The 13,382-nt window shown below is 49.6% G+C and carries 2 protein-coding genes; both read left to right on the top strand.

The window, feature by feature from the left end; all coding sequences use genetic code 11:
• The coding region (locus ICW23_RS06650) for a beta-ketoacyl synthase N-terminal-like domain-containing protein (RefSeq protein WP_188154194.1) at positions 1-5,637 on the top strand (5,637 nt) is incomplete at its 5' end.
• Positions 5,638-5,641: 4 nt separating this feature from the next.
• Entirely contained in the window at positions 5,642-13,360 is a 7,719-nt protein-coding gene (locus tag ICW23_RS06645; protein ID WP_188154193.1) for an SDR family NAD(P)-dependent oxidoreductase, read from the top strand.
• Positions 13,361-13,382: the final 22 nt, after the last annotated feature.

Below are 13,382 nucleotides of genomic sequence, written 5' to 3'. Positions count from 1 at the left end.
GAAGGCGGTATGCGCGTGGACAAAGAGACCGAACGGCTGATGTATGAACAGACTGGAATGAAAGCCATGCGATCGGCTTCAGGCATCCAAGCGCTTTATGCCGCTTTTGCCTCCGGAGAACACCAGGTCATGGTGGCGGAGGGCGACGAAAAACAGATTCGCAGCCATATTTTCGATCTGGACGAAGAACAAAGCGCCGCCGGACAAGCTGCGGCAGAGACAGATGCAAGAGATCTGAAAGATCGGGTTCAAGAGAAACTAAAGCGGCATGTATCAGATCTTTTAAAGGTAAGCATTAAAGATATTGAGGCTGACAGCGAACTGACGGAATACGGATTTGATTCGATCATTTTCACTGAATTTACAAATCTATTAAATCGGTCTTACCAGCTTGAGCTCAGTCCGACTATCTTCTTTGAATTTCCGACATTGCGCAAACTGAGCGGCCATTTGATATCTGAATGGAAAGAAGCATTCAGCGGTTTAGAAAGAGAGAGTTTAAAAACCGCCCCAAAAACCGGAAAAAGAAAAGCTGAAGCTCCGGCGGCCGTTCATGTCAAGCGGGAAACGCCTGTATCCGTAAAAGGAAAATCAGAAGAAAAAACCGAACCGATAGCCATTATCGGAATCAGCGGTATTTTTCCGCAAGCGAAAGACATAGATGAATTCTGGACACGTTTATCAAAAGGAGAGCATTGCATCACAGAAATTCCCCGAGATCGCTGGGATTGGCGTGAATATGACGGCGATCCGGCAGCGGATGCAAATAAAACGTCAATTAAATGGGGCGGTTTTATAGATGGAATCGCCGGGTTTGACCCGTTGTTTTTCGGGATATCTCCGAAAGAAGCTGAAATGATGGATCCTCAGCAGCGTCTATTAATGATGTATGTGTGGAAAGCCATTGAAGACGCGGGGTACTCAGCAAAACGGATTGCCGGAACAAAAACCGGCATTTTCACCGGCACATTGGGAAGCGGATATCAAACCTTAATCAATAAGGCGGGTCTTCCTGTCGAGGGGTATACGATGACCGGAATCGTGCCGTCCGTCGGGCCGAACCGGATGAGTTATTTTCTTGATATTCACGGGCCGAGCGAGCCGGTAGAAACCGCTTGTTCAAGCTCTTTAGTCGCCATTCACCGCGCGGTAAAAGCCATTGAAACGGGAGATTGTGATATGGCGGTCGCAGGGGGCGTCAACACGATCATCACGCCTGAAGGGCATATCGGTTTTCAAAAAGCAGGCATGCTCAGTGAAGACGGGCGCTGCAAAACATTTTCTGATCAGGCTGACGGTTATGTCAGAGGAGAGGGTGCCGGCATGATTGTCTTGAAAAAGCTTTCAGAGGCTGAGCATGACAGGGATCACATCTACGGCCTCATCCGCGGTACAGCGGAAAATCACGGCGGACGCTCAGCGTCACTTACCGCGCCGAACCCGCAGGCTCAGACGGATGTGCTGAAAAGCGCTTATCAAAAAGCCGGTATTCACCCGTCAACGATCACTTATATAGAAGCGCACGGAACCGGAACGGCACTCGGAGATCCGATTGAAATCAATGCATTGAAAAAAGCTTTCCAAACAGACGGGGCTCCAGGCGGATATTGCGGGATAGGCTCAGTGAAGACAAATATCGGACATTTGGAGCTCGCAGCAGGCATTGCGGGCGTTATCAAAGTATTGATGCAGCTGAAACATCGGACGCTCGCTAAAAGTCTGCATTGCGAGAACATCAATCCCCATATCAAATTGAAGGACAGCCCGTTTTACGTTGTGACAGAAACAAAGGAATGGGAAGCGCTGCGTGATGAAAACGGCCGGGTCCTGCCCCGCCGGGCGGGTGTAAGCTCATTCGGTTTCGGAGGTGTCAATGCGCATATCGTTATTGAAGAATACATGGGCAAAAGTGAAACGGAACAGCCGGAAACCCGTGAGAAAGCGTCATCTCTTTTTGTTTTGTCGGCTAAAAATGAAGAGCGGCTGAAAGAAAGAGCGCGTCTCCTTCGCGATTTTATCAAAAACGGATCATCCCGCCATATCGATCTTGCAGATGCCGCATACACACTGCAGACCGGACGGGACGCGATGGAATCGAGGCTGGGAATCATTGCAGACTCCGCAGAGGAACTGACTGAAAAACTGAACGCATTTCTGATGGGAAAAAACAGCGAAGATATCATCAGCGGCCGTAAAAAACGCGAGAATAACACGATCTCCATGTTCTCAGACGATGAAGACGCTGCTGACCTCGTCAGCGCCTGGATTGAGAAAAAGAAATACAAGAAAGTGCTGCGGCTCTGGGCAAACGGATTTGACACGGATTGGGAGCAGCTGTATACGGACAGTAAGCCGCGCCGCATCAGCCTGCCCTCCTATCCGTTCAGAGCAGACCGTTATTGGGTGCCGAAACAGGAGCGGCTGCCGCTTTCGAATCAAAAAACAGTATTATTGCAGAAAACATGGGAGCCTTGCGAGGCAGTGTCTTCATCCGAGCCGTTCAGCAAATTAGCGCTCATCGTCTCTGAGGATACAAAAGACTTTGCCGCCGAGGTGAAAAAACAGCTGAATGATGCTGACATTGTGCAGGAAAATCAGCTCATCTCTTTCTTACAGGATCCGAATGCGGCCATCTATTCCGGGTTTATTGACTTCACCGGCTGCGGCTCCCGACAAAAGCGTCAGGACGTCAGCTGGGCGGCATCGCTGCAGCAGCTGATTGAATACGGCCGCGGACAAGAAAACATGAAAATGCTTTATCTTACAAAAGGGCTTGAATCTTTCAAAAATAAGGCTGCCGCTATGCATGGTATTGAAAAAGCGGGGCTTTATCGCATGCTGCGGCATGAATACAGCCATATTCTCACCTGTCACGCCGATATTGATCCTGAAGAGCCGCTGGAGCAGACAGCCGCTTTTATTAAAAAAGAAATTGAATCAGATTTAACGGAGTCTGCTGTTTGCTACAGGAACGGCATGCGCTTCAGCTATGTTCTTCGGCAGACTGATCAGATTGAACCAGGAGCCGTGCAAACAGACCGGACTGTGTTTCCAAAAGACGCCGTCCTGATGATAACCGGAGGAACGCGCGGACTCGGCGCTTTATGCGCCAAGCATTTCGTTTCCGCATACGGTGTGAAGAAACTGCTTCTGACAGGCAGAAAGGAGCTGCCGCCGAAAACCGAGTGGGATCTTGAGCAAACAGACCCTGTTGTTTCGGAAAAAATACAGCTTATCCGGCAGCTGGAATCACAAGGCGTAAAAGTGTGCGTCTCAGCAGTTGATCTGACGGATAAGCAGGCCGTCGGACGGCTTATAAAAGAGGTAACCTCAACGCTCGGACCTATCGGAGGCATTCTGCATTGCGCGGGAATTGCGGACCGTGAAAACCCTGCTTTTCTCCGCAAATCCAAAGACAGTATCGCGCGGGTGCTCGCCCCGAAAGCAGACGGCCTCCACGGTCTGTATGAGAGTGTAAAGGATGATGCGCCGGCATTTTTCGTCTTGTTTTCATCTGTCTCGGCAGCCGTCCCGATTCTTGCGGCGGGTCAGAGCGATTATGCGATGGCAAATTCTTATATGGACTATTTTGCAGAAAACAATGAGAGCGGCATTATTAGCATACAATGGCCGGCATGGGATGAGACGGGCATGAGCAGGGATACAAAAAGCGGGATGTATCAGCAAACGGGATTGCTGCGGCACTCTGACGCGGAAGGTCTCAAGATGCTTGATTACATTTTAAGAGAAAGACCCGGAGCTGTCGTGCTGCCGGCACAAGTGAAACATGATTGGGACATCAAAGTGCTGGAAAACGCCAAGTCAGCCGCCCATAAAGGAATGAGAACAGCTGCCAAACCTCCTGAAACAAAAAAACGGGAACATAACCGGATTGACATTCAATCTTGGCTGAAGTCGCTTTTGGCAAAAGAGCTGAGTATCGATGAAACGCATATGGATATCGATGTGCCTTTTCAGGAATACGGAATGGATTCTATCTTTCTGGCGCAAGTGCTGACAAAGATTGATCAAAAACTGCCGTCTGTTTCAATTGATCCGACTGTCCTTCTGGAACACCCTACTATAGAACAGCTCGCGGATTATTTAGCCGCACATTGTCCGGAAGCTTTTTCGGCAGATGCAGCGGTTCCCGCGGAGAAGTTCCCTTTGCAGAAGACGCCGAAACGGAGCAAAAAAACGGCAGATAAGCCCGGGAAACGGGGAAAGGTTGCGATCATCGGCATGGCCTGTCATTTTCCGAAAGCGGGGGATATAAAAGAATTTTGGAAGAATCTCCGCAGCGGAACGGATGCCGTCACTGAAGTTCCGCCGGACAGATGGAACGCCGGGGAACACTATCAGCCGGGTGAATATCAAGAAGGAAAAAGCATCAGTAAATGGGGCGGTTTTATTCACGATATTGATCAATTTGACCCGGGGTATTTTAATATTTCAGAAACGCTGGCACCGATGATAGACCCGCTGCAAAGGCAGTGGCTCGAAGTGAGCGCGGAAGCTTTGGCTGATGCCGGTTATAAAAAAGAGGATCTCTGGGGCCGCCGTATCGGCGTTTTTGCCGGTGCAAGGGCAGGTGCGTTTCATCAGAAATTTCAATATTTGCAAAAAGACGCGATTATTGGGGCGGGGCAAAATTTTATTACCGCACATATGGCGCACATTTATAACTTTACAGGGCCCAACCTGGTCGTAGATACGGCCTGCTCCAGTTCGCTCACGGCAATTCATTTGGCCGTGCAGGCTATTCAAAATGGAGAAGCGGAGGCGGCCTTTGCGGGCGGAGTTGACATTTTGCTTGATGAAAAACCTTTTCTCACCATGAGCGCGGCGAGAATCTTATCGCCAAATGGCCGTTCAAAATCTTTCGATGCCGATGCGGACGGAACAGGAATCGGAGAGGGCTGCGGTGTGCTGATGCTGAAGCCGCTCGAAAAAGCGATAGAAGACGAAGATAAAATATACGGCGTTATTGACGGCTCTGCGATAAATAATGACGGCAGCACAATGGGCGTGACGACGCCGAATCCCCGGGCACAGCAGGACTTGATTGAGCAGGCGGTTCAATCGGCGGAAATCGATCCGGACACCATGACATACGTAGAGACGCACGGAACCGGTACGTTGATCGGCGACCCGATTGAATTAAAAGGATTAACCAATGTCTTGTCTGCTTATTCCGATGAAAAACAATTTTGCGGTGTAGGAAGCGTCAAAAGCAATATCGGCCACTTGCTGAGTGCGGCGGGCGCGGCGGGAATCATCAAAGTTTTGCTGGCGATTGCCAATGAAGAACTGCCGCCGACTTTGCATTGCCATAAACCGAACCCCCGCTTTCAATTTAATGATTCGCCGCTTTATCCTGTGCTTGAGCTGAAGCGGTGGAACGGAAAAAAAGAGATACTCAGGGCCGGGGTCAGCGCGTTCGGTTTGGGCGGGAATAACGCTCATATTATTGTTAGCAATGAAGGAATTCCGAAAGAACGAAAAGCGGCCATGGAACCGAAAGGCGGCCAGACAGTATACCGAAAACAGCGGTATTGGCCTGAAAAAGCACAGTTGCCTGAAGCGGAAGAAAATGAGGCGGGCACAGAAGCAATGTTTGAAATAAGCGAGGTGTGATAGATTGGCAGTTGCTACCGATCAAGTCAAAACGTTCCTGCAGAAAATCAGCCATACGAATTATATCGTCCGGGATCATCGCGTTCATCAAATCCGCGTCCTCCCGGGCGTGACTTTAATAGATATGCTGTATCGGCTCGCCGCCGGGTATCTCGGTGAACGGCCTATAGAATTAAGACAGATTATTTTTAAGCAGCCTGTTGTAACATCTGAAGAGTTTGATAAACACCTGTATGTCACCTTTACGCCGGCGCGTGACAGCTGGAAAGTTGAGATCACAAGCGAAAAAGCAAAAAACGGCACACCGCTTGGCGGAAAACGGGATGAGAATATGGAATGTCAGCTTTATTTGCAAAAAAACACGCCCCGGGCAAAAGAGCTGAATATTGAAGCATTCATGAAAAACGCAAGCCGAAAATGGGACATGCATGACATTTACGGAATTGCAAGAAGAAGCCATATTGAACATGGCGAGTTTATGAAAAATGAAGGGGCCGTTTATCAGCTTCAGGATAAAGAAGAATTAATGGAGCTCAGTCTGAGTGATTTGGCTGAAGGATTCCGGGAGAAATTTAAGGCGCATCCGGCTTTTTTAGATGCGTCCACCCTTGCCGGCTCTTCCTTTGCATTGTCGGCCCAAAAACAGAATGACACACCTTATATTCCTTTTATGATCAATCGTTTTTGCATATATCAGCCGTTTCCGAAAACGGTTTACACTTATTCTGCGAAAAACAGCCGCACTGAAAGCGGCGCATCAGATAGCGAACCTGATTTTTATTCGGCCGACTTCACGATTTACGACAGGGCAGGGAACGTATTGGCCGAATGTGAGAAACTGACAGTAAAAAGGGTCAGACAAGCGAATATGATTACCCATCTGATAGACAAAGAGAAGCCGCCTCAGCAGAACAGAAGCGGCCGTGGCGAGCCCGAAAATCATGTGGCCGCAGAAGACGTGTCTGAACAACAAACGCCGGAACAAAACATGGTGACTTACATAAAGTCGGAAATCGCCAGGTTGATCAATCGTCCGGCACAGGATATTGATGTGCGGAAAGGCTTTTATGATATGGGGCTTGACTCGGCGCATTTGCTGAAGCTTGTAAAGATATTAGAGCAGACTTTTCAGCAGCAGTTTTATCCGACACTGCTTTTTGAATATTCATCTGTCCGCCGCCTTGCGGATTACCTTATCAATGAAGCGGGCTGTGTGCTGAAAGATTCGGCCGAAGAACGGCATACATCAGAAGCTGACATTGCTGATGAGGTTCTGTTTTTTGAACCCGCCTGGAAAGATCAGCCGCTGGAAACGGCAGTGCAGAACGGGCAAAAACACACCCGTCATCTCATTATCGCTGCCGATGCAGGACCCCGTCTCACCGATGAACTCGGCACATATTGCCCGGAAGCGGAAGTGATAGAACTAAAAAAGGAGCATGAGGCTGCAGATGAGCAGTTTGAAGCAGATGCCGAGCGCATATTTCGTATGCTCAAACGGGAACTGACAGACCATCCGAAAGAACATACATTGATTCAGCTTGTATGTGCCGCTGAGGATGGAGCGGCATTGTCTTCCGCTCTCGGGGCTATGCTGAAAACGGCACATCTTGAAAATCCGGCTTTTCGCACTCAGGTGATCACCTTCTGTAACAAGAATGAGAGATTGCCAAGTGAGACGGCTGCAATCATTAGAACAGAAGCAGACTGCTCTTATGCGGGCTGCACAGACATTCGGTATAAAGACAATATGCGGCAGATCAGATTGTTCGAACGTATTGAGAAACCGGACGGGCAGACACAGTCTCCTTGGAAACAAAACGGCGTATATGTCATTACAGGAGGCCTCGGCGGTCTTGGATTTCTGCTTGCCCGTCACCTTGCAGAAAAAGAAAAGGTGAAGCTCGCACTCATCGGCCGTTCGCCGGAACAGTCTGAGAAGATCAGCAGACTGAAAGCATTGGGCGCAGAAGTTCTTTACGTTCAAGCGGACATCGGCAGCAAAGCCGAAACAGAGCGGGCATTTGCTCAGATTACAGAAACTTTCGGCCGGCTGACGGGCATTTTTCATTGCGCCGGTGTTTTAAAAGATCAATTTATCATCCAAAAAGACAGTTCTGACTTGAAGCGGGTGTTCCTGCCGAAAATCAGCGGCCTGATTCATGCGGACGAAGCTTCACGGCATGAACCGCTTGAATTTTTCGCCGTATTTTCCTCATTCTCGGCGTTGGCCGGAAATGCGGGCCAGACAGATTATGCCGCAGCGAACGCTTTTATGGATGAATATATGAAATATCGCGATTGCAAAGCGGAAAAAGGCGAACGGACCGGGGCTTCTATGACGATCAACTGGCCGCTTTGGGAAGATGGCGGCATGCAGGTTGACAGCTTAATGAAAGAGATCATGAATGATGCAACCGGCACCAGCCCGATTCCGGCCGGGGAAGGGATGGCTTCACTTGAATATATGCTGCGTCTCGGCAAGCTGCAATCCGTTATTTTATACGGGAAGGAGCCGGCTGTAACTGAAAACATGGCCCGATTGGTTCCGATGGCAGACAAGAACCGCTCTTCATTATCCCATGCAGCTGTCAAGAGAAGGAACCAAAAACAAGAGAGACACACAGAAGAGCACGATATTGCGGTAATCGGATTGGCAGGAAGATACCCGCAGGCGGGAAGCATCGATGAATTTTACCAGAATCTGCGCTCAGGTAAAGACTGCATCACAACAATACCGAAAGACAGATGGAAAGGTTATCCTTTCTCCTATGAAGCAGATCAGTTCTATCGTTACGGAGGATTTTTAGATCGCATAGACTGCTTTGATCCGCTGTTTTTCAATCTGACTCCGCGCCAGGCTGAAATGATGGACCCGCAGGCGCGGCTTTTTTTAGAGACGGCTTGGGAAGCTTGTGAAGATGCCGGTTTTTATCAGGACAGAACGGCGCGCGGGCCATCTTCACAAAAGAGAAAACGTGTCGGGGTATTCGCAGGTGTGTTTTGGAGCCATTATGAGCTGTTCGGCGCTGAAATCACACAGCGGGGCACACCGCTGTCTATGGGCGTGACGCCTGCCTCTGTTCCGAATATCGTGTCTCACTGCCTGAACTTTACAGGGCCGTCAATGGCTGTTGATACGATGTGCTCTTCTTCGCTCACATCCATACATTTGGCATGTGAAAGCATTAAAAGGGGAGAGTGCGAATTCGCCATTGCCGGCGGTGTTAATGCGGTCACACATCCGCATAAATATGCGTTTTTGGCGAATGCCGGATTTCTGTCTTCAGAAGGCGTCTGCAAAAGCTTCGCCGCCGGCGGTGACGGCTATGTGCCGGGAGAAGGCGTCGGCGCGGTGTTGCTGACAACCGTTCAAGAAGCGGAAAGAATGGGCTGTCCGATATATGGCGTCATAAAAGGCTCCGCTTTAAACCATGTCGGAAAAACATCCGGTTTGACAGTGCCTGATCCGGCATCACAGGCGGAAGTCATTACAGATTCTTTTCAGAGTGCCGGCGTTGATCCGGAGACACTGAGCTATATTGAAGCCCACGGAACAGGCACGTCTCTGGGTGATCCGATTGAAATTGAAGGGCTGAGCCGCGCATTCCGCAAATGGACAAACAAGAAGCGGTTTTGCGCCATCGGCTCTGCCAAATCAAATATCGGCCATTTAGAAGGAGCCGCCGGAATCGCCGGATTAACAAAGGTGCTTTTGCAGCTGAAGCATGGAGAAATCTTTCCGTCATTGCACGCGGACACGCTGAATCCCCATATTCCATTTTCGGACACGCCGTTTTATGTGGCGGATCGGCTGGTAGAATGGGAACGGCCGTTACATCCTGACCAGCCGAGAAGAGCGGGTTTAAGTTCTTTTGGCGCCAGCGGGAGCAATGCCCATTTTGTCATAGAAGAATATCTGCCGAAGCAGGATGAAAAGAAATCGGTGAGTATACGGGAAGACGAGCCGGTTCTGTTTCTGCTTTCGGCAAAAAATGAAGAACGCCTATTAGAATATGTAAAACGGTATGACCGCTTTTTACGGGAAAAAGAAGTCAACCTTAAAGACCTGGCCTACACGCTTCAAGCTGGCAGAGAAGCGATGCCTGAACGGCTGGCATTTATCGTTACATCCGTTTGCGGCCTGCAAGCAAAACTGAAGGATGTGCTTGAACGGAAAACAGAAATTGAAGGGTGTTTCCGCGGACGTGCTCACGACGATATGTCATCAAGTGGAATGGCCGAGTTTTTGAAAAACAAGCAATATTCCAGATTGCTCACTGAGTGGACAAAAGGAGCCGCCGTTGACTGGAGCCGGTTATACGAAGGAGAGAAGCCGAAACGGGTCAGCCTTCCTGTATATCCGTTCGCGAAGGAGCGGTATTGGGTGCCTGTGCCTGCGGATATCCGGAAACAGACAGACGAACCGGCGGAAAACCAAAAGATCATTCTTCAAAAAGAATGGAAGCAGCAAGATCCGGCGGAATCTGAAGCATTATCAGGAACAGTAATGATACTTGCAACTGATAAGACGAGGCGATTGGCCGATGCTCTTTTTAAAGGAAACGGCCATATTGAAACGATCTGCTTCATTCATCAGGCAAAAGACGGCGCCGATTATTATGCCGCCGCATCGGGGCGAAACCTTTACGGCAGAGTGCGGGAGTCTCTTAAAAACAAACAGATACTCGGGGTCATTGACATAACCGCATATGATGCGGAATATGAACGGCAGGAAGAGATAGAACACGGAAAGCTTGCCTTTTTACAGCAGGCTCTTGAATCATTCCGTCATAGCGGCGCTGTGTTCAGCCAAGTGACACACCGCCTCCATCCTTTCAAGGAAAGTAAACCTCTGATGCAAGGGGCGAAAACGGCGGGACTGTATCGGATGCTGGGCGCTGAGTATACCAACATTCATTCTTTTACGATAGATAGCGATTGTGCGATTGAGCACACAGAAGAATTAAGCAGACAGATTGAGACTGAATTTTTACAGCCGCGGGCCAAAAGCGGCAGTGAATGCTGCTACAGGCTGAATCGCCGTTATGTGCCGTTTCTGAAGCAGGGTATGAATGTTTCGGCTGCGCCTGAGCTTTCCTATTCGTCTGATGATGTGCTGTTAATAACGGGCGGATCGCGCGGGATCGGCGCAATTGCGGCGGAGCATGCCGTTTCACGCGGATGCAGGAAACTGGTCATCATGGGGCGGGAGCCGCTTCCCGATTCCTCAAAGTGGGCAGACATGAAAAACGACGGCATTCTCCCGGAAAAGGCCGAGCGGATGCAGAGGTTAGCCGAGCGGGGCGCGGAGATCCGTTATTACAGCGTTTCTCTTACGGATCAAAAGGGCCTCCGGAAAATGACAGACAGCATCCGCGGCACGATGGGACCGATTACCGGCATTTTTCATTGCGCGGGTGCAATGGGAGAACACCCCGCTTTTTATAACAAAACCGAAACGGAAATCGAAAGCGTTTGCACGCCGAAAGTAACAGGGCTTCGCGGTCTCTATGAAGCCGTTCAGAATGAGCCGCTGTCGTTTTTTATTTTGTTCTCATCCGTTTCGGGTCAGATCCCTTCGCTTGCCGCGGGGCAAAGTGACTACGCGATGGCTAATTCATTTATGGACTCTTTTGCAAATCATCAAGCAGGTAAAGGGAACGTGTTTGTTAAAGCCGTTCAATGGCCCGTCTGGAAAGAAACCGGTATGGCTGAAGGCCTGCCGGAAACACCTGCTTATCAAAAATCAGGACTTTCCAGACTGTCTCCCGAAGACGGACTGAAATTTTTAGATTACATCATATTAAACGGACAAAGCTGCGGAATTCCTTGTGTTCCCGAAGACAGTGAGGCTGATTTTGGTGATCTTCTGAAGGTGAAGAAATCTGAAGCTCCCGTGAAAAAAAGCATTTCCAGTGACCAAAAGGTGAAGGATACGATTCGTCAATGGGTGCGCACCGTTTTCAGCGAAGAACTGAAAATGACGGATGAGCAGATAAAAGATGATATGCCGTTTGATGAATACGGGATTGACTCAATACTCTTTGCGGAATTGGTTCAATCATTGCAAAAACGGATCAGCATAAAGCTAACACCGTCCTTAATGCTTCAATATCAAACGATTACAGAAATGGTTGACTATTTCGCAGTGCATCATAAAGCCGATTTTGTGACAAAAGAAAATGGTTTCGTTCAAGACAGGGATCTCCAGCCTGATTTAACCGCCGCCGCTGAAGAGAGAACATCCATGAAGCCGAAAGCGGATACCGAAGACGATATTGCCGTCGTCGGCATGTCCTGCCGTTTTCCGGGGGCGGGCGGAACGGATGCTTTTTGGGAGCTGCTGATGAAAGGGAACACCGCCATCCGGCCTGTCCCCGCATCGCGCTGGCATGCAACAGCGCATACAAAGGATTATGCGGGATGGACTGATGATATCGACATGTTTGATGCGGGCTTTTTCGGCATCTCTGAAAAAGACGCGGCAATTATGGACCCGCAGGCGCGGATCATATTAGAAGAAGCAGTTCATTCCGTTTATGATGCCGGGTACGGCCAAAAGGATTTGTCGGGCCGGAAAGTCGGCGTGTACATCGGCGGCAGGGCGCAGCCTTCAGCCGGTATGGAGCATATCCTGCAGGCGCCTAACCCGATTTTGGGGGCGGGGCAAAACTATTTCGCGGCCAACATTTCACGATTTTTGAATGTCACAGGGCCGAGCCTTGTCGTGGATACAGCATGTTCCTCAGGGCTGATCGGGCTGTCCTTTGCAAAAGACGCCCTTTTGGCCGGAAGGATTGACGCGGCTTTAGTCGGTTCGGTGAGTCTGCTCTTATCTCCGTCCGCGCACCGGTTATTCGGAGCGCGCCATATTTTAAATGAGAACGGCGTGTTTCATATATTCGACCGTGAATCAGCGGGAGAAGTGCTCGGAGAAGGAGCGGGGGCCGTTTTTATCAAGCGATTGAGCGATGCGGTGCGGGACGGAGACCGTATTTACGGCGTCATAAAAGCCGTCTCGGTAAACAATGACGGCCGGACGCTCGGTCCCGGTTCACCGAATATAAGGGCGCAGAGAGACGTCATTCAAACTGCGCTTAATATGGCGGAAAAGTCGCCCGAAGACATTGGATATATAGAAGTGAATGGAGGCGGTTCCCCAATCGTTGATTCGGTGGAAATCAAGGCGCTCTCAGATGTCTATCAGCTGAACCGGAAAACGCTTCTGCCCTGCCGGATCGGATCGGTGAAACCGAATGTAGGGCATTTGCTTCTGTCTTCAGGACTTGCGGGCTTCATCCGATGTGTGCTGAGCGTCTATCATAAGCGGATTCCCCCTTTCTTATCAGCGCGTGAGCCATTTGAACATTATGACTTTGAAGCGTCACGTATTCATTTTAATCGTGAACCCGTTGATTGGCATTCAGAGAAGAAACCCCGCGTCGCAGCTCAGAGTTCATTTCCTGACGGCGGGACAAATGCTCATATCCTCGTTGAAGAATACAGAGGTGAAAGGCAGCGGGAACATCACCGGACGCCCCAGCCGCCGGAATTCAGAAAAAAACACTACCCGCTTTTGGGCGGCTGGAACAGCACGGAGAATGAAGCGGAAAAAACAAGTAATGAAAAAACGGACATTGCGGATCTTTTAAAGAAATATGAGAAAAAAGCAGAGACAAGCACTGCACCTGCAGACTCGTTTTGGCAGGTGACAACGTGACGTTTTTAAAAGGGGACTAACC

It is taken from the genome of Bacillus sp. 1021, assembly GCF_014534735.1.
In the GTDB taxonomy this organism is placed as follows: domain Bacteria; phylum Bacillota; class Bacilli; order Bacillales; family Bacillaceae; genus Bacillus; species Bacillus siamensis.
This window is presented reverse-complemented; position numbering and strand designations above follow the sequence as displayed.